Origin of the sequence: Azospirillum ramasamyi (genome assembly GCF_003233655.1) — a bacterium.
GTDB classification, from domain to species: Bacteria; Pseudomonadota; Alphaproteobacteria; order Azospirillales; family Azospirillaceae; genus Azospirillum; species Azospirillum ramasamyi.
Map to the genome: position 1 here is coordinate 1,133,186 of NZ_CP029829.1, position 20,212 is coordinate 1,153,397.

Genomic DNA, 20,212 nt, shown 5'->3' on the forward strand with positions numbered 1-20,212 from the left:
ATAGCGAGTGAATCGCGGGATATTCATCATCGATGCTGGCCTCTGTGTGCAGGATATTCGTCCGGTTGGCACCGGGGACGGTGCTTTTGCTGTGGGCGTGCGCCGTGTTGGCTGCCGGGCCGACGCGAAGCGATCCTCATTCGCCGCCTTCCGCCTCTCCTCTGGAAGCCGCCTTTTCCGCCCGCGCCGGCGAACCGCTGCGTCAGTTCGGCTACGACCTGTTCACCCCCGCCCGCGAGCCGGTGGCGACCGGCGAGAGTGCGCCCGGTGCCGTGCAGGGCGACTATGTGCTGAATACCGGCGATGCCGTGACGGTGACCCTCCGCGGCCAGAAGTCATCCAGCAAGCGATTCGCCATCGACCGCAACGGCCAGCTCGTGGTGGACGACCTGCGCCCGCTCACCGCCGCGGGCCTGTCGCTGGACGCCCTCCGGCGGGAGCTTGCCTCTGCGGTCGCCGCGACCTGGCCCAACACCGAGGCTTTCGCCACCCTGGCGGAGGTGCGGCGGATCGGCGTGGTGGTCACCGGCGCCGTGGGGCGTCCCGGACGGCAGGAGGTCAGCGCGTTCGCCACCGCTCTCGACGCCCTGTCGGCGGCCGGCGGGGTGGAGCGGAGCGGCAGCTTGCGTGCCATCCGACTGATGCGTGCCGGCGGCGGCATCATCGTGGACCTGTATGCCCTGCAACTTGCCGGGGATGCCGGCAACGCCGACCAGCCGCTGCGCGACGGCGACCGCCTGTTCGTTCCCCCGCTGGGCGCCACGGTCGGGATCGCCGGACCGGTCAAGCGGCCGGGCATCTACGAACTGCCGCCCGGCGGCGCTCGGTTGTCGGCCACCGAACTGCGCGATCTGGCCGGCGGCGCGTTGCGGCCCGGCCGCGCCCGGCTGCTGCGATTCGGCATCGGTCCGTCCGGCGAGGAAACGACAGAGGAGATCGCGGACGCCAATGCCCGCCGCTTCGGCGACGGCGACCTGCTGCTGCTTTCGCCGCTGCGCGAGGACCGCCGGAATGACGTGCGGCTGGAGGGACATGTCCTGCGCCCCGGCGCGCGCGCCCTTCCCCCGGCGGGGACGCTCGGCGGATTGCTCTCCCGCAGCGACCTGCGCCCCGCCCCCTATTTGCCTTTCGCTGCGCTGGAGACCAGCGACCCCGGCACGGGCTCGCGGACCCTCCGTCCGGTCGATCTCTCCGCCGTGCTGAACGGGCGCGACCGCCGCCGGCTGGCCGAGGGCGACATCCTCTATGTGCTGGGAGCGGAGGATATCGATTTCCTGACTGCGGAGCCGGTGCTGGCCTTGCTTCGTGGCGAGCGGCAGCCGCCGGAGGACGCCTGCCTCGGTCTGGTCGCGCTGGCCCGCCACCTTGCCGCGGAACCCGCCGGTCGGCTCGCCACCGGTCCGCAGGCGCGCGCCGCCGCCGGTCTGACCGGCTCACGCACGCCCTGCCCGCCGCTGTTCGTCGCGGTGCCCGACCTGCTTCCCCTGGCCCTCCGCCACGCCGTGCTCCGGCTGTCCGGCGTCCCGCGTCCCGGTTTCTATCCGGTCGCGGGCGCCGCCAACGAGGCTGGCGCGGGCGCCCGCGAGACCATCGTCGAATCGGATGCGCCGCAATACGAATTGATGGGCCATGTCCGACGCCCCGGCACGCGCCGCCTGACCGCGGGAACGACCTTGCGCGGCGCTCTGGCCGAGGGCAAGGCCCTGAAGCGCGACGTCTATCCGCTGCTGGGGATCGTCGAGCGCTATGACCGGCGCAGCCTGACCCGGGCCTATCTGCCATTCTCCCCGCAGGAGGTGGCCGCCGGGCGCGCCGACCGTGGGCTTGCCGACGGCGACCGCATCCACCTGTTTGCCATCGACGACATTCGCAGCCTGGTGAAACCGGCCGACGCCGGCACGATCGCCAATTCCGCCGAATCGGCCGAGGGAGAGGAGGCGGACGAACCGCCGATGCTGGCGGCATTGCTCGATCCCGCCATCGTCGCGCTGATCGGCGAGCGGTCGGTGCAGGTGCGCGGCGCCGTCCGCGATCCCGGCGGCTATCCCGTCGCCGACCGCACGCCGTTGTCCGCGCTGGTCGCCGTCGCCGGCGGGCTGTCGGCCGATGCCGATCCGGCCGCGGCGGAACTGACGGCCGCGACCGGCAGCCGCAGCATCGTCGATCTCGGCCGCGACGGAGCACGCATGGCCGGCATCGGCGACGCGTTGCGGATCAATCCGCGGCCCCAGGCGCTGGAGTCGCGCGCCGTCGCCATCGAAGGGGCGGTGCGCCGGCCCGGCCGGTACGACATCGGCCGCAACGAGACGCTGTCCTCCCTGATCGCACGGGCCGGCGGCCTGCTGGAGGATGCCTATCCCGCCGGAGCCGTCCTGACCCGCGAGAGCGAGCGCCGCCGCGAGAAGGAGCAGTTCCAGCGTCAGGCGCGGGAACTGGAACGCACGCTGGCGCTGGAGGTGGAAAAGGGCGAGCCGGTGAAGGCGGAGAATGTCGCGCTGGCCCGGCAGCTCGCCGCCCAGCTTCGCGGTGCGGAACCGCTCGGCCGCGTGGTGGTGGAGGCGGATCCCGCGGTTCTGCGCCAGCGACCCGAGTTGGATCCGCTGCTGGAGCCCGACGACCGGATCGTGATCCCAAAGCGCCCGCTGACTGTCGCCGTCGCCGGCGAGGTCCTGCACCCCACCGCCGCACAATTCGTCAGCGGCAAGAGCGCGGAAGATTACCTGAGCGAGGCCGGAGGGCCGACCCGCGATGCCGATACCGGCCGCAGCTTCCTGATTCTGCCCGACGGCCGGGCGCGTCCGCTGGCCGTGTCGTCCTGGAACCATCGGGTGGAGACGATTCCGCCCGGCTCCATCCTGGTGGTGCCGCGCGACCCGCGGCCCTATGACGGACTCGACGTCGCCAAGACCTTCGGCAACATCCTGAGCCAGCTCGCCATCACCGCCGCTTCCGTTTCGGTGATCGCGCGATGACCACGGCTCCCCCTCACCGCCTCGCCATCCTGACCGTTGTCCGCAACGACCTCGCCGGCTTGATCGACACCCATGACAGCTTGCGGGGGCAGTTGGGACCGCGAATCGCCTGGCTGGTCGCCGATGGCGGGTCCACCGACGGAACCGCGGAATGGCTGGCGGAGCGCGGCGATCCGCCGGTCTGGTGGCGGTCCGCCCCGGATCTCGGGATCTATGCGGCGATGAACGACGGGCTCGATGCCGCCCGGCGCCTCGGCTTCAGCCATGTGCTGTTCCTGAATGCCGGCGACCGGCTGGCCGCGGCGGACTGCGCCGTCCGGTTGCTGCAGGCCGCCGGCCGCCGTCCCGACGCCGCCCTTTTCTACGGCGATGCGCTGGAACGACAGGGCGACGGACGTATCCTGTTGAAACGCGCGCGATCCCATCGTTGGGCAGCCTTCGGCATGTTCACGCACCATCAGGCCATGATCTACAGCGTATCGGCCCTCGCGGGTCTTCACTTCGATCCCGCTTTCAGGATCGCGTCGGACTACGCCTTCACGCTCGCCACCCTGGGTCGCGGTCCTGCGGTCCGGCTGCGCTGGCCCGTATGCCTGTTCGCCCCCGGCGGCCTGTCGCAACGCAACGCCGCCACGGGCCGGCGAGAACAGGAGTCGATCCGACGCATGCATTTGGGGCAGAGCCCAATGCGCGCGGCGGCGATTTCCGCACTACAATGGATCGCGCTGGCAGTGCGCCATCATTTTCCCACGGCCTACGCGAAATTACGTTTCCGGCGCCCGGAAATTTAATGTCTTTCGCTTCCGACTTCCCACTTCCACCCAAACGGACCGTTGATGCGCACAAATGGTTGCATAGAATTTACTTTCTGAACTAAGCATTCTCGCGGCGCCTTCCCCACGGCTTTCCCTTTGAGGTACGACCCATGAGCGCGACCAAGACCAAACTCGCCCCCGCCCACACCCTGTCGCGCCGCGGCGAAGGTCCCAACCCCATCGATATCCATGTCGGTGCCCGCCTGCGGCTTCGCCGCACCCTGCTCGGCCTGAGCCAGGAGAAGCTGGGCGAGGCGGTCGGGATCACCTTTCAGCAGTTGCAGAAGTACGAGCGCGGGTCGAACCGAATCAGCGCCAGCCGGCTCTACAACCTCTCCCAGGTTCTGGGCGTGCCGGTCAGCTACTTCTTCGACGACATGCCGACTCCCGACCAGATCGCCGCCGAAGTGCCGGCCGAAAGCGCGGGCGAGACCGACGAATTCGAATCGCTGGCCCGCCGCGAAACGCTGGAACTGGTCCGTGCCTATTACCGGATCGAGGATCCGGGCGTGCGCAAGCGCACTTTCGACCTGCTGAAGGCGCTGGGCGGCGACCGCATCGTGTTGGTCGAGGAATAAGGACTCGAAGACGGGGAGCAGTCCGACGAAAGGCGCGCGGCGGAAGCCTGCGCCTGAACGACAGCCCGCATCTTGAGCCCGACCTGCCAGTAGTAGAACGCGCGTCCCAAGGCGTGATCGAGTCCCGCAGCGCCGTCGAGAACACCCAAGCGCAGCACATAGGCATGCAGGAAGGCCCAGAGCGGACGGCCGGGCAAGCGCTGAAACAACCGCTTCAACGCCCGCCGGCCCAGGACACCGCCGTCTTCCGGCTCGCCGTCGATCAGCCGCTCCATCCGGCCGTCGACCCGCAAGGCCGCCTCCCAGTCGGAATAGCGGTTGTGCCGGTCGAACCAGGCGGAAGGCGGCTTGGCGTCGCCATGGTCCATCGGGTGCCGCAGCCGTCCCGTCGTGCCGGCGACCAGCGGCTGGTAATGCCCCTCCACCTCCCACATGGCGGCGACATCCAGGTCCGGCTGATCGGGAAAGCGGACCCGGCGGCGGTCGAGCAAGGCCAGCTTGCGGTTCCAGCAGCCGAAGCGCAGGGCGCGGCCGCGCAGGATGGGGCGGCCATCGATCCAATAGGCGGCATGGCGCGGCCCGCCGGCCATCAGCACCGCGATCTCATCGACCAGCGCCGCGGTCGGCCGTTCGTCCGCGTCGACGAACAGCACCCAGTCATGGGCCAGCGGCAGACTGTCCAGGCACCATTGCTTCTTCTTGGGATAGCGCCCGTTCCAGCGGAAGGGCACCACCCGCGCGCCGAGGGATCGGGCGAGGTCCGGCGTGCCGTCGCCGCTGCCGCTGTCGACGACCAGGCATTCGGCAAAACCGGTCAGCGCCACAAGGCAGGGACCGATGTTCGCGGCCTCGTTGCGGGTCATCACCACCACGGAAACGGGGATTCCGGTCATCGCGCCGCCTCCCCCGCGTGCCCCTCCCGCAGGGCATGGCAAACGGAAAGGCCGAAACAGGCGGCGATCAATCCGGCCATCCCCGCCAGCGGCACCACCGCCGCCGGGTTCGGCCAGTCCGGCAGGGCGGCGGCGGCGGGCGGCTGGATCGTGTCGGCGGCGAAGGGCAGTTCCACCCCGATCATCATCGCCACTCGCTCCTGATCCAGCAGCAGGTCGCTCAGTGCCTGCCGGTGCTCGGCCACGGTGACGGCACCCAGCCTGTCCTTGATGTGGGCGATCTGGGCGGCGCTGCGCCGTGCCGCCTCGGCCCGCAGATGGGCATCGGTGGCCGCGGCGACGCGGCCCAGCAGGTCGAGCGCCGTCGCGCGGTCGGAATGGCGCAAGGTGATCCGACGCATCGGCCCCGAGCGCAGCATGTCGATCACCAGCCGGTCGCGCAGAGCGCGCGCCACCCGTTCCCCGTCCGGTTCCAGCCAATCCTGCCGGCCGACCAGCGCCAGCAGGGCGCGCTTCACCGCCGGAACCATCCCGGAGGGCGGGCGCCAGCGCTGCGTCTCCACATCCCAGCGCTCGGGGAACAGGGCCTGCAGCAGCCTGGAATCGCTCGCCAACTGCTCCGCCACCGGGCCGGACCCGAACAGTTCCAGATAGCGGGCGAAGTCCGACAGAGATTCGTCGCCCGCGCCCGGTTCGGCCATCGCAGCGGAGTCGCGCCCGCTCAGCATGGGCACGCGCGCGCCCATGGCGGCGGAGCCGACCCGGGCTGTCGGGCCGATCACCATCGCCGCCGTATAGGCCGGCGTAACCAGCCACAGGGCGCAGATGGCAAGGGCGATACCGCCGATCCCTCCGGCCAGCAGCCAGCGCCAGCCCTGCCGCAACAGGCGGACAAGGCCGCGGAGATCGCCCTCCCCACCCGTCGCGGAAAGCCGCAGAGTCATGGCGTCGGGTTGGGCCAGCGCGCCGTCAGGCATGGGGCATCGGCCTTGCCGTCATCGGGCGGGCGATTCGCCGCGCCGGCAGAAGGCCTTCGGCGATCGCGGCGAAAGCGGTGGCGGCTCGATCGGCCGTCCAGACCGCCGATCGGCCGGCTGCATGTGCGCCTTCCGCCGCGCAACGCACCGGATCGGCGGCATAGGAGCGGACCGCATCGGCGATGGCAGCACCGTCGAACGGGTCGATGACCAGTCCGCAGCCGGCAACCCGCGCGGCGGCCTCGCTCCCCCGCGGACCGAGGAACAGGCAGGGACGCCCCGCCGCCTGGACGCCGGCCAGCTTGCTCGGCACCAGCATGCCTTCCGCCGCCGGGTGCATCGTCACCAGATGCAGATCGGCGGCCGACAGGCTCTCCGCCAATCGGTCGGCCGGCTGCCAGGGCAGGCGCCGCAGGTTGCGCAGGCCACGGCGTCGCGCCTCCCCCTCCGCCGCCGCAAATCCCCGCCCCTCCCCGGTCAGCAGGAACAGAATATCAGGGTCGCTGTCCTGCAGCCGCGCCGCCGCCTCCAGCACGCCGTCCATCGGATGGGCGAGGCCGAGCGTGCCGGAATAGGCGACGACGAATCGGCCTTCCCCATCCTCCACCCCCAGAGAGCGGCGGATCATGCTTCCTTCCTCGGACCGAGGGCGGATGGCGGGATCGGGCCAATTGGGCAGAAGACGCAGCCGTTCACCCTTCACGCCCATGGCGGCGATCCGGTCGCGCATGCAGCGTCCGATGGCGATCACGGCGTCATGACGGCAAAGGGAGCGGGCCATGCCCCGTCCAGCAAAGCGACGGACCATCGACGGCATCCGCACCCCCAGCACCGGCAGCAGATCGGGATAGAGATCCTGGCACCAATGCAGCGATGCCGCGCCATGGCGCGCCGCCAGCATAGGCCCGGCGAGCGCCAGCATCGGCGGATCGGTCATGGTCACCACCACATCGTGACGCGGCAGGCATAGGGCACGTCCGGCGAGACGGCACAGCGACCTGAGATACGCACGGGCGTCCGGCCTCTCCCCGTCCGGCACGCTGCCGCCGGTCCGGTGGAGCGCGATGCCGTCCGGCGCATGGCTCCGCGACGCCTTTCCGTCCGCGACCACCGTGACCCGCCAGCCTGCATCCACCATGCGGGTGGCCAGATCATGGAGGCAGCGCCCGGTTGCCCCGCGGTCAGGCGGAAACACCCTGTTGACGAAAATTATGGAAGGCATGCTTAGATTCACAGCCCACCGAAACCTGAATTGCACGCGAAAGTATGCTTATCGTTTAAGGCTTGGACAACCCTTTCCTAGGTTCGGACGCCAAAAGCATCAGCGACAGGATGACGCCGGTGTCGAGATACTTGAAACTGGTGTGGAGGCAGAGCGCCATGAGCAGCGGCGGCACCACCGCCATGGCCAGCGGCGGATCCTCCGCCAACAGGCGGCGCCAGGGACGAAGCAGGGCGCACAGATAGGCTCCAAGCGCCAGCACGCCCAGAATCCCGGTCTTCAACAGGCTGTAGCTGACCAGCGTGTGGGTGTAGCTGACCCGCCATCCGCCGACGGCCGGATTGGCGATGCGTGCCCCCCAGCCATCGCCGAACAGCAGGGTCCAAGGCGACGAGGCGGCATGGTCGATCACCGCCGCCGCTTCCTCCCAGCGCGTGTTGGCCCCGGTCAGCCGGGTCTTCTCCGCCACCTGCTGCCAGGCGCCGACCAGTGCATCCCCGGCGGGCAGGACGACGAAACCGGCTGCCAGCAGCAACGGCACCGCCAGCCAGGGGCGCCGCCGCACCCACCACAGGGCCACCATCGCCAGGGACAGCGCCGCCAGCCCCAGGGCCGTGCGGTGGACCGCTCCCGCAAGGGCGCCGAGGCAGAGCGCTCCCCCGGCCGCGCAGGCGAATGCCGCGATCCAGCGCCGGAACGATCCCCCGGCCGCCACCAGCGAAAGCGCCAAAGCCGGCAATGCCACCGCGGCGAACAGGACCGATGGGGCATTCAGCAGATAGGTGCCACCATCCGCCATCGCCCGCCTGCCGACGGCGCCGAATCCCCAGTCCGACTGTTTCCACCAGCGCAAGGCGAGAAGAAGCCCGGCAAGCGCCAGCCCGGCGGCCGGAAGGCGCACACCCCAGACTCCGGCGCGCCGCAACGCGGGAACCAGCAGAACGGGCAGGAACAGATAGAACAGCGGCACCACGTCGCGCAGGATCTCCGCCGCCTCCCAACCCAGCGCAGCCCCGCGCAGCAGCGGCACCCACAGCAGCCAGCCCAGCGCCGCGACGGCGACAATCATCCACTCCGATTCGTCCGTTCCGCGCAGGGCATGGCCGGTCGCGACCATCAGGGGCCGCCTCCAGCCGATGGACAGCAGGATCAGCAGGCCGATGGCGGCCTCGCCCCAACGCAGCGACGGTGGCGCCGGAACGCTGACACCGCCATACAGCAACAGCGCCGCCGCCGAAGTCGGGGCCGAAGTCAGGGCCGAAGCCAAGCGCGGCCCGGTCGCGGCGGTCATCGCCGCACCGGCGGTGAAGCGTCGGCGCCGGTCAGGCCCAGCGCTGCTCGGCGCGATCCAAGCGGTAGAACAGCCCTTCCTGCGGACGCAGACGCAGGGTTCCGGTGAGGGTCACCGGCTCGCGCGTCGCAGACAGCGCGATGGAGGAGTGGACATAGATCATGCCGGCCGGACCGGGGCTTTCGCAGGCGGGACAACCCATGGGGTTGGCGGACAGGATGAAGCGGTGGTGGGTGGCGCCGCCGGTCAATGGAACCATGAAGCCGCGGACGGTGACGGCACGGCCGTCCAGGGCGGAAACCTTGACCGGAAACTGCGGATCGCCGCCGAGGCCCCCCAGCCGGACCGCGCCAAGGTCGCGCCAGAGCGCCGTGCTTTCGTCCAGCGGCAGGTGAAAGGGGCCTGCGGGGTGACTGGGCGCATCGGGCGTGCCGGCGGCCCATACGGCCCAGCCGGCGACGGGCGCCAGCGCAAGCGGCAACAGGATCTGGCGCCGGCCGGGCATGGCCGCGCCGAGACGGGTGGCAGTGCTCATGGTCGCTTCTCCCCTGCTGCGTTGCTTCGTCACCGGGGCTGCGAAATCGGGGCGCCGTGTGCTTTGGAAGTCTTCGATCCGGTCGCCGGGGAACAGCTTTATCCAGTGTTGGGCGCCGCCTTCTGCCGGGCGGTCGCGGATTTCGTGGGAGTGTCCGGCAAGTCGAGCGTCCGGTCAACGGCCAATTCGGTGCGCCTGGGTAGGGAATACAGCGCGGAAGGACCGGGCCGCCCTGTGAAGCATCGCTGCGGATTTCAATAAAACGTAATGTGTTTGACGGAATACGGCAGCGCACTCCATAGTCCTCCGGCTGTCCATGCTGCACCGCACACAGCCCTGAGCCAGCCGTTCCCGTAACGAGACGAGCCATGGAAACCTTCCGCTTCCAGCCAGGCGAAACGCCGGTCCTGCTCAGCATTCCGCATGTCGGGACCATGATTGCGCCGGACATCGCCGCGACGATGACGGAACACGGGCTGGCGCAGCCCGACGTCGACCGGCACTTGGACCGGTTGTATCACTTCGCGCCGGCGCTCGGAATCGGTTTCCTGACCGCGCTCTGTTCGCGCTATGTGGTGGACCTGAACCGCGATCCCGACGGTCTGGTTGCCCAGACCGGCCCCGATCCGACGGAGATCTGTCCGCTCACCACCTTCGACCGCGCGCCCATCTACCAAGCCGGGCAGGAGCCCGACCGTGCGGAGATCGAACGGCGGGTCGGCGCCTACTGGCGTCCCTATCACGAACAGCTGCACAGCGAGTTGCGCGCCCTGCGCGACCGCTTCGGGGTCGCGGTGCTGTTGGACGCCCATTCGGTGCGCAGCCGGGTTCCGCGCTTCTTCGACGGCACCCTCCCCGACTTCAATCTGGGCACCGGCGACGGCAGCAGTGCCGCCCAACCGCTGGTCACGCGCCTGATGAACGTGCTTTCGGCATCGGAACGTTACTCCGCCGCGTTGAACGGCCGCATGCGCGGCGGCTTCATCATCCGCAGCTACGGCAAGCCGGAGGAGAACATCCACGCCATCCAGCTGGAGCTGACCCAGTCCACCTACATGGACGAGGACGCCCCGTACCGCTTCCGCCCCGATCTGGCGGCCGAGGTGAAGCCGGGGCTGGAGCGGCTGATGAGCGCGGTCGTGGAATGGGCGTGGCAGAAGGCAAAGGGCCAGCGCCGCGCGGCGTTTCTGTAACGCCGTTCCCCTGAAAAAGAGTGGCCCTCCCCCGTCGCCGGGGAAGGGCCGAAGGACGGCCTGATCGGGGATGGATCAGATCTGGCCGCGCTCGCTCGCCTGACGCATCAGGACGTACTGGCGCATCATCTGATTGCGGAAGCGGTACCGTTCCAGGCCCGGCTCCACCACCGGAGCCAGGACGCCGCCATGGTCCTCGCGCGTCAGGCGTTTCAGCAGGTCGAGCGTCGCGGCGCTTGGCAACTCACCGCTGTCGCCCGCCAGATCGTTGGGGTCGAACACACCATAGGCATCCGCCGGGCACAGCGCGGCGGCCAGCAGGGCGTCCTCCAGCTCCGCACGGCGGTCGGCGGCCAGCGCGCGGGCATAGCTCTCGACGATGCCGCGTTCGGCCTCCTGCAGGCAGCGGGCGACGGCATAGGCCAGATCCGGCCGCTCCACCAGCTTGCTGCCGCGGCTGACGGCGCTGCGAGCCGCATGGAGGCCGAGAAGCTGCGCGTAGTAAGGCAGGCCGCGCACGAATTCGGCGATCCGCCGCACCACGTCCGGTGCGAACTCGATCCCGGCATTCTGGGCGCCGGCCTGGATCAGACGGCCGATCTCCTGATCGGTCATCAGCGGCAGATGCACCGGCACCAGCGACCGCTGGATCGATGGATGCTTGCCCAGCAGCTGGTCCAGATTCTCGGCCACGCCGACCACCAGCAGCGTGACGGGGATCGAGCTGTCGGTGAGATTCTTGAACAGTTCCGCCAGCTTGTTGCGGAAATCCTCGTCGAGGACGCGGTCGTACTCGTCCAGGATCAGCAGCACATGGGTGGCGTGGATGCCCGACAGCACTTCGTTCAGCTCGGTGACGCTGAAGGTGCCGTCCGGCAGCAGCTCGTTCAGGCTGGCGAAGTTGCGCCGGGCCGCGAACGGGTTGTCGAGCGCGGAGCGGTAATAGGTGGAGGGGATCTTCTTCAGGAAATGCCTGAAGATGTCCTCGAAGCTCAGCTCGCCGCTGCAGGTCAGCTTCAGCGACAGATAGCCGGCCTGACCGGCGATCTTCTCGATCGCATTGGCGACGGACGTCTTGCCGCGACCGCGGTCGCCATACAGGATGACGTGCGCCCGCTCCTCCTCGATCGCCGAAATGATGCGGCGCAAGGTGTCGTTGCGGCCGATGAACAGGCCGTTCAGCTGCTGCTTCGGCCGGGTCGGGGTGAAGGCCTCGCGCAGCAGGCCGTTCAGTTCGGGCGTGAGCCCCTTCAGCATGGCCGGCGCGTTGGCGCCCATGCCGCCGCGATAGCCGCCGTTGACCGACATGGTGAAGCGCGGCAGGTCGTGCTCGCTCTCCGCCTCGCGCCCGCCGGGCTGCGGGAACATGTGGCCGCGGCGGTCGCCGGTGGCGTCATTGTCGATGATGTCGGGCTGGCGCGGCGCGACGGGAGCGCGCATCGCCTCGAACCCGTTCCGCCCCTGCCCCCCGTCGACCGGACGCAGGAGCGCCCCGCCAGGCCGGGAGAATCCGGGCGCATTGGGGAAATTGCCGGAGGCAGGACCAGGGCCGGAGATCCCTGGCCCGGACATACCCGGCCCGGTCATGCCCATGCCGTTGCCGGTGGGTCCGTTGCCGGTGAGGCCGCCACCGGTCAGGCCGCCGCCAAGTCCGCTACCGCCGAGACCCGCTCCGCCAGCCGCCGGCATCCGTTCGTCCGCCACTGCGGCCGAACGGCGCTTCCGAAAGAAATTCCGCATCCGTCCCAATCCCCACGCGTTGTCGGCGTTCGCGGAACCGTTCCCCTTTCGGCTTCTCTGTCGGGCCAGGAACGGTTCCGCGTGTTCCCGATGTAAGCGCTGCGCCGGCCGGGGTGGGCTGGGATTTCGGATATTATACCGACGCGGCATCCTTCGTTCGGAGACCTCTTCCGTAGGGGCGGACGCCCCGACGCCATAGGCCTGCTCAGCCGATCAGGACCGGCCCGATCGCTGCCCAGCCATAGAGCACGGCGAGGAACAGGGCGAGGGTCATGCATTCACGCAGGAAAGCCAGAACCGACATGCCAACCTCCATTGTTCGCGTCTTGTTCCGGTATGGCTACCAGAACAGACGCGGAACGGCAACCAGTCAGTTCTGTCTCTGTTCCTGTTATGAGCGCGTGTGTTCCCTCCGCGACACAGTACGAACGGGTGGGTGGGTATAAGATTGCGTGTCGGAACTCAGAAGATTTCCGGCCGTGGGTCAGGCCGGGTCGGCATCGTCGTAACGGATCAGGTCGGTCCAGGCGCGCTCCAGCCGACGCAGCGTGCGGTAAGTGGTTTCGAAATCGGCGCCGTCGCTGTCGCTACGCAACAGGCTGTCGGCCCGCGACGCCTCCAGCTTCCTCAGCGCCTCGCAGGTGGCCAGCCCCCGTTCGGACAGCTTGAGCCGCGCGGCGCGCCGGTCGCGCAGGGACGGGCTGCGGTCGACATAGCCGGCCTCGACCAGATGCTTCAGATTGTAGGAGGCGTTGGAACCCAGGTAATAGCCGCGCTCCAGCAGGTCGCGGACCGACAGTTCCTCGTTGCCGATGTGCAGCAGCATCAGCGCCTGGGTCGGGCTGAGGTCGGTCACGCCGATCCGGGCCAGTTCCATCCGAAGCACGTCGAGGAAGCGCCGGGTGATGCTTTCCATGACGCGGCCAAGGTCGGTGTAGACCGCGGGGGTCGCCACGCTCTGCTGCATGCTCATCGTTCCTGTGCCAGTGGCTTGTCAGCCGTTGTCCGGTCGCCGCGGCACCGCCGCGCTTGCGAACCGTCGGACCGGGGAAGAGGCGCCGAAGCCCCGTTCCCGCGGTCGTTACTTAATGGCCTGTGACGATGGGCGGATTTTGATACGAATTGGAGGGACAAACTTGAGACGTGTGGGCATTCCTGCCCTTCACCGCCTTTTACATGGTGCCGGGGTAGGCTCCACCGTCCAGAAGGATGTTCTGGCCGGTCATGAAACCGGAACTCGCGGCGCAGAGAAAAGCACAGGCGGCCCCGAATTCCTCGGGATCCCCGAATCGACCGGCGGGATTTCCCTTGCGGCGCAGTTCCATCTCTTCGTCAATGCTGCGGCCGGCCGCTTTCGCCCCGCCCTCCATGGTCTTGCGCAGGCGGTCGGTCTCGAACGGGCCGGGCAGCAGGTTGTTGATGGTGACGTTGTGCTTCACCGTCTGGCGCGACAGGCCGGCGACGAAGCCGGTCAGGCCGCTGCGCGCTCCGTTCGACAGGCCGAGAATCGGAATCGGCGCCCGCACCGCGGCCGAGGTGATGTTGACGATGCGGCCGAAGCGGCGGTCGATCATCCCGTCCACCGTCGCCTTGATCAGGAAGATCGGCGCCAGCATGTTGGCGTCCAGCGCACGGATCCAGTCGTCACGGTCCCAGTCGTGGAAATCGCCGGGTGGCGGTCCCCCGGCATTGTTGACCAGGATATCCGGCTCGGGACAGGCGGCGAGCGCCGCGGCCCGTCCCTCCTCCGTCGTGATGTCGCCGGCGGCGGTGGTGACGGTGACTCCGGTGGCCTTGCGGATCTCCTCCGCCGTCGCCTCCAGCGCATCGGCGCTGCGGGCGGTCAGGGTGACATGAACGCCTTCACGAGCCAGCGCGAAGGCGCAGGCTCGGCCCAGCCCCTTGCTGGCGGCGCAGACGATGGCGCGTCGGCCGGCGATACCAAGATCCATGCTCATCCCTTCCTTGTATTTTCGGCCCGTTTGTTCTCAGCCGATATGTTGTCAGCGCGTCGTTTTGGAACCGGATCGTTGCGGTTCCGTCCGTTGCAAATCCGAAAGAACCTCGCGCGCCAGCGGCACGGTCACGCCGCGATGGGCGGCGAGCGATGCGTGGTCCAATGCGGCCACCAGCCGGCGGGCGGAGTCGAGCGACCGCTCCATCCGCGCCAGCAGATAGCTGACGACCTCCAGCCCCGGCCGCAACTGCCGGTCGGCGAACAGCTTCACCAGCACGGCGGCCAGAAGCGCGTCGTCGGGCGGACGAACCTCGACCGCCGGCGCCCCCTTGATGCGCGATCTCAGGTCGGCCAGCCGCGTGCGCCAGCGCGACGGCGCCTTGCGTGACAGCAGCAGAAGATGGCCATGCTGCTCGCGGGCGAGATTGTAGAGGTGGAACAGCGCTTCCTCCCTCTCGGGCCTGCCGGACACCGCATCGGCATCCTCGACCACCACGGCGTTGGCGGGGGCCAGCAGCGCCGGCACCGCCGCCGAGTCGAGCATATCGCCCCTGGTGACGACCGCATGGCTGCGGGCGCGCCAGACCTGGGACAGATGGGTCTTGCCGCAACCGTCCGGCCCGAACACCGTCAGTGCGGGAGCGGGCCAGGACGGCCAGCGGTCGAGCCACGCCACCGCGTCGGCGTTGCTTGGGGCGACGAGGAAGTCCTCGCAGCCCATCGCCGTCCGGTGCCCGAGGTCGAGCGGTATCTGCGCCGGCAAGCTCATGCGGACACACCCATCAGCGTTCCGCGTCGATGCCGCGGTAGTACGGGCTCGAGAGATACTGTCGCAATGCGAAGCGGGTCAACACGCCGATCACCGCAGCCACCGGAACCGCCAGAAGCACGCCGACGAATCCGAACAGGCTGCCGCCGGCCAGCAGGGCGAACATCACCCAGACGGCGTGAAGCCCCACCTTGTCGCCGACCAGCTTCGGCGTCAGGACATTGCCCTCCACCGCCTGCCCGAACAGGAAGATGCCGACCACGACGGCGACCCGCCAAAGCTCGTCGAACTGCAGCAGGGCGAGCCCGGTGCTGGTGACGAAGCCGAACAGGCTGCCGACATAGGGAATGAAGGACAGCAGCCCGGCCATCAGGCCGATCACCAGCCCGAAATCCAGCCCCGCCGCCGACAGAGCCAGCGCATAGAAGACCCCCAGCACAAGGCAGACCATCGCCTGCCCGCGCAGGAAGCCGGACAGGGTCACGTTCACCTCGCGCGCCTGCTCGCGCACGGTTTCGGCATGCTGGCGCGGCAGCCACGAATCGACCTTCCCCACCATCACGTCCCAATCGCGCATCAGATAGAAGGCGACGATGGGGGTGATGAACATCAGGGTCACGATGTCGAACACCGCCAGGCTGCCGGACAGGATCCGGCTGACGATGCGGCCGACGATTCCCGCCACCTCGCCTGCATAATTGCCGGCTGCGGCGCGCAGCCGCTCAACATCGTCGGCGGGAAGCCGGTGGATGAAGCGGTCGAGCGCCGGGATCAGCCGCTCCTTCACCAGGGTGGCGTAGGTCGGCAGCACCTCCAGCAGGTGGGAGATCTGCCCCTGCACCAGCGGCACCAGAAGCAGCGTCATCAGCACCAGAATCAGCAGGAACCCCAGCAGCACCAGCGAGGTGCCGAGCCAGCGCTGCAGTCCTGTCCGCTCCAGCCGGTCAACCAGCGGATCGAGCAGATAGGCGATGGCCAGCCCGACCACGAAGGGCAGCAGCATGTCGGACAACAGCCACAGCACAAGGACGAACAGCCCGAGGCCGATCAGCCAGAAGCGGAGTTGCTTGGCCGATGTCACGGCACGCCGCCGAGCCGGTTGAACAGCAGGGCCCCGCGCCGCGCGTACAGCAGGCCGGACAGCACCGTGGTCAGCGCACAGGCGTACACCAGCACATCGACCAGCTCCCACCCGTACAGATGGATGTCGGGCAGGCCCAGCGCCGGCGGCGCCAGCACCGCGGCGGCAAGCGCGATCTGGACCACCGTGTTCACCTTGCTGATGTAGAGCGGCTGCATCGCCAGGGACTCCTTCAGCGTGAACAGCAGAATGACGCCGCCGATGATCATGATGTCGCGGAAGATCACCATCATCGCCAGCCACAGCGGGATCGAACCGACCCAGGCCAGCGCGATGTAGACGCCGACGATCAGCATCTTGTCGGCCAGCGGATCGAGATAGCCGCCCAGCACCGTACGCGCCCGGAACATGCGGGCGATGGCGCCGTCCAGCGCATCGGACAGGCCGGCGGCGACGAAGAGGGCGAAGGCCCACTCCAATCTGCCGGTCAGGATCATGTACATCGTGGCCGGAACAGCCACGATGCGCAGGAAGGTGATGATGTTCGGAACGCTCACGGCAGGCTCTTGGCCGGCAGCGTTCCCAGATTGCGCGGCGGAGCGCCCAGCGTGCCGCCGGAATCCAGCGGCGCAGAGGGCGCCAGCGACGAGGGCGCCAGCGACATCGGCGAGGCCTGGAATGGCGAAGCCGCGGGCGAAGTGGAGGACGGAATGGCCCCGGCCGATGCGGCGCCCGACCCGCGCGGCAGCAGCGTCAACTGCCAGTCGGCGGAGGGAACCGGCAGCGGCGCGCCGGGATAAGCGCTGGGAGCCGCCGAGGCCGTGCGCGCAAGCCCCAGATCCTGGCGGGCGAGCGCCTGGGCCAGCTGTTCGGGATCGCCCCGGTGGGTCAGGGTGATCAGCGCCTCGTTGCGGCTGATGGAGAGGAGGTTGGTGCGGGTCACCGCGTTGACCGAGGAAAGCCGCTTGCGCGTCTCCACCCAGTCGTTCACCGCGGACAGCGGGATGCGGACCAGGGTGTTATGCTCCGGGCCGGCCGCCATGGTGTGTTCGCGCCGCCAGGACTCGTCCAGCTGGGTGCCGACCGCGGCGACCGCGCGGGTCAGCACGTCGTCGGCGCTGCCGCCGCCCTTCACCTGCACGACCTGATTGTCGCGTGTGCCGTCCAGCCCGTAACGGGTGACGTCCACCGTCATGCCGCGCGCCGGATCCGGGCCGCCGGCCGGCAGATCGGTGCGGGCGACGACCACCCCGCCGGCCTTGTAGGCCTGGGCGATGCGGTTCAGCGCCTCGGCATTGCCGGCGATGGCGTCCTCGCCGCTGATCGCCTGCGCGTCGGTCAGCTCGCCGTCCGGCACCACCAGCGGCACCAGGGCGGCGGCGGGCTGCCGCGCCTCCCACGCCTCGCGCCAGGGGGTGCGGTCCTGCCACAGGATGGTGCGCCCTTCGGTCTGGGTCACCGGGAGGATGACGAAGGGGCGCGACGGCGGCTCCACATACTGGGTGGCGCCGCCGCTGTGGCCGAGCGCGTCGCGCACGGCGTTGGGGCGGAACCTCACGGTGATGGTGCCGAGATAGCGGCTGGCCGACACCTTCTCCTCGTCGATCTCGAAGCCCTGGACCATCCGGGCGATCTCGTTGTCCGACAGGCGCGGCGGGGTGCCGCCGGGAACGAGGCGGCGGTACAGCTCCGCCCAGGCCTTGGCCTGCGCCTCGCGGATCGCCTGGTCGCGGACCGTGGTCGGGTTGCTGCCGCTGATGTCGACCCGGACGCCCGACACCGCGAACGGGTCGGCGGCCGACGGCATGGCGGCGGAGGCGGCGGCCGGCGGCGGGGAGCCGGTCTGCGCGCCCGCCGGCCCGGTCATGGTCAGGACCAGAGCGGTGGACATGGCAGCAAGACCGGCGAGGAGCGGCGCGCGGCGGCGGTGGAGCATTGCAAAGCCTTCCGATTCGAGTATGTTCGGCCCGAGCCCAAGGCCCGGTATATAGCTCAGCCCAAGCGAGGATACCATCAGCACCCAGTCCTATAACATGTCCGACGCCTACAAGCAGGCCGGTGTGGACATCGATGCGGGCAACGCGCTTGTCGAAGCGATCAAGCCCCTTGCCCGCTCCACCGCGCGTTCCGGCTCCGACGCGGGGCTGGGCGGCTTCGGCGCCCTGTTCGACCTGCGCGCCGCCGGCTACCAGGATCCGCTCCTGGTCGCGACGACCGACGGCGTCGGCACCAAGCTGAAGGTGGCGATTCTCGCCAACCGTCACGACACCGTCGGCATCGACCTCGTCGCCATGTGCGTCAACGATCTGGTGGTCCAGGGCGCCGAGCCGCTTCTGTTCCTGGATTACTACGCCACCGGCAAGCTCGACGTGGCCGCCGGCCGCGACATCGTCGCCGGCATCGCCGAAGGCTGCCGTCAGGCCGGCTGCGCGCTGGTCGGCGGCGAGACCGCCGAGATGCCCGGCATGTATTCCGAAGGCGATTACGACCTCGCGGGATTCTCCGTCGGTGCTGTGGAACGCCAGAACGCCCTGACCGGTTCCACCGTTCAGGCCGGCGACGTGGTTCTCGGCCTCGCCTCCACCGGCGTGCATTCCAACGGCTATTCGCTGGTGCGCAAGCTGGTGGAGAAGTCGGGGCTCGGCTATGACGCCGCCTGCCCGTGGGACGGGTCGAAGACGCTGGGCGAGGCCCTGCTGACGCCGACCCGCATCTATGTGAAGAGCACGCTGAAGGCGGTGCGCGCCGGCACGGTCCGTGCCATGGCCCACATCACCGGCGGCGGCCTGATCGAGAACATTCCGCGCGTCCTCCCCGACGGGCTGGGCGTCGTTCTCGACGCCTCGACCTGGGATCTGCCCCCCGTCTTCTCCTGGCTGATGAAGACCGGCGGCATCGCCCCGTTCGAGATGGCGCGCACCTTCAACGTCGGCCTCGGCATGGTCGTCGTGGTTCCGGCCGACAAGGCGAAGGAAGCCATCGACATCCTGCGCGAGGGCGGCGAGACGGTCTACACCGTCGGCACTGTCACCGCACTGAAGGACGGCGACGCCCGCGTGACCGTCAACGGCATGGACGCGGCCTGGACCGCGTAAGGGACGCCCAAGGATAGTCTCGATGAGCAAGTTGAAGCTCGGCGTCCTGATCTCGGGGCGCGGCAGCAATCTGCAGGCGTTGATCGACGCCTGCGCCGCGCCGGATTTCCCGGCCGAGATCGCGCTGGTGCTGTCCAACAAGGCCGATGCCTTCGGTCTGGAACGCGCCGCCGCCGCGGGGATCGCCACCGCGGTGGTCAGCCACCGCGACTATCCCGGCGACAAGCCCGCCTTCGAGGCGGCGATGGACGCCCGGCTGCGGGAGGCCGGCGTCGAGCTGGTCTGCCTCGCCGGATTCATGCGGCTGCTGTCGCCCTGGTTCGTCGGGCGCTGGCAGGATGCGCTCATCAACATCCACCCGTCCCTGCTGCCCTCCTTCAAGGGCCTGGACACCCATGAGCGGGCGCTGGCCACTGGCGTCCGTTTCCATGGCTGCACCGTCCATCATGTCCGTCCGGCGATGGACGACGGTCCGATCATCGCCCAGGCCGCGGTTCCGGTCCTGCCCGGCGACGACGCCCATCGTCTGGCCGACCGCGTTCTGGAGGCGGAGCACAAGCTCTATCCCCACGCCGTCCGCCTGATCGCGGAGGGACGCGCCCGTGTCGACGGCGATCTGGTGCGAATCGACGGCCCGGTTCCCGAACTGGCGACCGTTCTCAATCCGCCGCTTTAACGCGGATTGCAATCCGCTTCGGGTCGCGACGGCGGCCCCGGCCGCTCATGCGGCAAAAGCCCGACCGGCGAATGAGGTCATGTGTCGAAGCCAGACCGGCGAATGGGGTCAAAAGAATCCAAGGCGAATGCAAATTCGCTTTGGGCGGGTTCGCCCTTCCGTTCCCCAACCCTTCCGGCATCGTTGACGGTTTCGCTCGGAATCTGTTGCGTTTCCGTACGTCTGCGTCAAAATCGCAGGCAAAATAAATTGTTGGAGGGTTGATCGATATGGCAGCCGTGAATCCCAATCCGGTCAGTGAAGAGACCGTACGTACCCATCAGGAAACCTGGATCGCCTTCACCAAATTCATGAAGTACAGCATCGCGGGGGTCATCGCGGTGCTGGTCCTGCTGGCGATCTTCACCCTGTAAAGGCG

The 20,212-nt window shown here is 69.0% G+C and carries 19 protein-coding genes; 7 read left to right on the forward strand and 12 right to left on the reverse strand.

Annotation, left to right across the window (positions count from 1 at the left end; genetic code table 11):
* The first annotated feature begins 104 nt into the window (after positions 1–104).
* The 3 genes from DM194_RS05245 to DM194_RS05255 all read left to right on the forward strand — a co-directional run bounded on the left by DM194_RS05245 (position 105) and on the right by DM194_RS05255 (position 4,365).
* On the forward strand, positions 105–2,972 hold the full coding sequence (locus tag DM194_RS05245) for an SLBB domain-containing protein (RefSeq protein ID WP_246024295.1): 2,868 nt from the start codon (positions 105–107) through the stop codon (positions 2,970–2,972).
* Positions 2,969–3,763 (forward strand): glycosyltransferase, encoded by a 795-nt coding sequence (locus tag DM194_RS05250; RefSeq protein WP_111066254.1) that lies wholly within the window; start codon positions 2,969–2,971, stop codon positions 3,761–3,763. Before DM194_RS05245 ends, DM194_RS05250 begins: the two co-directional genes overlap by 4 nt.
* A 134-nt stretch (positions 3,764–3,897) precedes the next feature.
* A complete protein-coding gene (locus tag DM194_RS05255; protein ID WP_111066255.1) occupies positions 3,898–4,365 on the forward strand; it encodes a helix-turn-helix domain-containing protein in 468 nt (155 codons plus the stop codon).
* Here DM194_RS05255 and DM194_RS05260 read toward each other — a convergent pair.
* Genes DM194_RS05260 through DM194_RS05280 form a run of 5 tightly spaced genes read right to left on the reverse strand, consistent with a single transcriptional unit; the run spans position 4,275 to position 9,283 of the window.
* Positions 4,275–5,258: a glycosyltransferase family 2 protein gene (locus DM194_RS05260; protein ID WP_111066256.1), complete on the reverse strand. Its 984-nt coding sequence runs from the start codon at positions 5,256–5,258 to the stop codon at positions 4,275–4,277. The two genes, DM194_RS05255 and DM194_RS05260, sit on opposite strands and share 91 nt — an antisense overlap.
* Positions 5,255–6,235: a hypothetical protein gene (locus DM194_RS05265; RefSeq protein ID WP_111066257.1), complete on the reverse strand. Its 981-nt coding sequence runs from the start codon at positions 6,233–6,235 to the stop codon at positions 5,255–5,257. The genes DM194_RS05260 and DM194_RS05265 overlap by 4 nt, the downstream gene beginning before the upstream one ends.
* Positions 6,228–7,457, reverse strand: a complete 1,230-nt coding sequence (locus DM194_RS05270) for a glycosyltransferase family 4 protein (protein WP_111066258.1) — start codon at positions 7,455–7,457, stop codon at positions 6,228–6,230. The genes DM194_RS05265 and DM194_RS05270 overlap by 8 nt, the downstream gene beginning before the upstream one ends.
* A gap of 55 nt (positions 7,458–7,512) precedes the next feature.
* The gene (locus DM194_RS05275; protein ID WP_111066259.1) at positions 7,513–8,748 is read right to left on the reverse strand and encodes a hypothetical protein; all 1,236 of its coding nucleotides are present in this window, start codon (positions 8,746–8,748) and stop codon (positions 7,513–7,515) included.
* Positions 8,749–8,779: 31 nt separating this feature from the next.
* Positions 8,780–9,283, reverse strand: coding sequence for a DUF3299 domain-containing protein (locus DM194_RS05280; protein WP_111066260.1), 504 nt, complete (start codon positions 9,281–9,283; stop codon positions 8,780–8,782).
* 368 nt (positions 9,284–9,651) lie between these two features.
* On the opposite strand from DM194_RS05280, the gene hutG reads away from it, so the two are divergent.
* Positions 9,652–10,476, forward strand: coding sequence for an N-formylglutamate deformylase (hutG, locus tag DM194_RS05285; RefSeq protein WP_111066261.1), 825 nt, complete (start codon positions 9,652–9,654; stop codon positions 10,474–10,476).
* 75 nt (positions 10,477–10,551) lie between these two features.
* On the opposite strand, the gene DM194_RS05290 is transcribed toward hutG, so the two are convergent.
* From DM194_RS05290 to DM194_RS05320, 7 genes are all read right to left on the reverse strand, one after another.
* Complete coding sequence (locus tag DM194_RS05290) at positions 10,552–11,916, reverse strand: ATP-binding protein (protein WP_111066262.1); 1,365 nt, start codon at positions 11,914–11,916, stop codon at positions 10,552–10,554.
* A 784-nt stretch (positions 11,917–12,700) separates the two neighbouring features.
* Complete coding sequence (locus DM194_RS05295) at positions 12,701–13,183, reverse strand: MarR family winged helix-turn-helix transcriptional regulator (protein WP_246024296.1); 483 nt, start codon at positions 13,181–13,183, stop codon at positions 12,701–12,703.
* 205 nt (positions 13,184–13,388) lie between these two features.
* Entirely contained in the window at positions 13,389–14,168 is a 780-nt protein-coding gene (locus DM194_RS05300) for an SDR family oxidoreductase (protein WP_111067769.1), read from the reverse strand.
* A 51-nt stretch (positions 14,169–14,219) separates the two neighbouring features.
* Positions 14,220–14,942 (reverse strand): HdaA/DnaA family protein, encoded by a 723-nt coding sequence (locus DM194_RS05305; RefSeq protein ID WP_111066264.1) that lies wholly within the window; start codon positions 14,940–14,942, stop codon positions 14,220–14,222.
* Positions 14,943–14,955: 13 nt separating this feature from the next.
* Entirely contained in the window at positions 14,956–16,023 is a 1,068-nt protein-coding gene (locus tag DM194_RS05310) for an AI-2E family transporter (RefSeq protein ID WP_111066265.1), read from the reverse strand.
* A complete protein-coding gene (locus DM194_RS05315) occupies positions 16,020–16,580 on the reverse strand; it encodes a CDP-alcohol phosphatidyltransferase family protein (protein WP_111066266.1) in 561 nt (186 codons plus the stop codon). The genes DM194_RS05310 and DM194_RS05315 overlap by 4 nt, the downstream gene beginning before the upstream one ends.
* A complete protein-coding gene (locus DM194_RS05320) occupies positions 16,577–17,959 on the reverse strand; it encodes a DUF2066 domain-containing protein (RefSeq protein ID WP_111066267.1) in 1,383 nt (460 codons plus the stop codon). Before DM194_RS05320 ends, DM194_RS05315 begins: the two co-directional genes overlap by 4 nt.
* 97 nt (positions 17,960–18,056) lie before the next feature.
* On the opposite strand from DM194_RS05320, the gene purM reads away from it, so the two are divergent.
* From purM to DM194_RS05335, 3 genes are all read left to right on the forward strand, one after another.
* Positions 18,057–19,118 (forward strand): phosphoribosylformylglycinamidine cyclo-ligase, encoded by a 1,062-nt coding sequence (gene purM / locus DM194_RS05325; protein ID WP_111066268.1) that lies wholly within the window; start codon positions 18,057–18,059, stop codon positions 19,116–19,118.
* 22 nt (positions 19,119–19,140) lie between these two features.
* On the forward strand, positions 19,141–19,794 hold the full coding sequence (gene purN, locus DM194_RS05330) for a phosphoribosylglycinamide formyltransferase (RefSeq protein WP_111066269.1): 654 nt from the start codon (positions 19,141–19,143) through the stop codon (positions 19,792–19,794).
* A gap of 269 nt (positions 19,795–20,063) precedes the next feature.
* Positions 20,064–20,207, forward strand: a complete 144-nt coding sequence (locus DM194_RS05335; protein ID WP_111066270.1) for an aa3-type cytochrome c oxidase subunit IV — start codon at positions 20,064–20,066, stop codon at positions 20,205–20,207.
* Positions 20,208–20,212 lie beyond the last annotated feature (5 nt).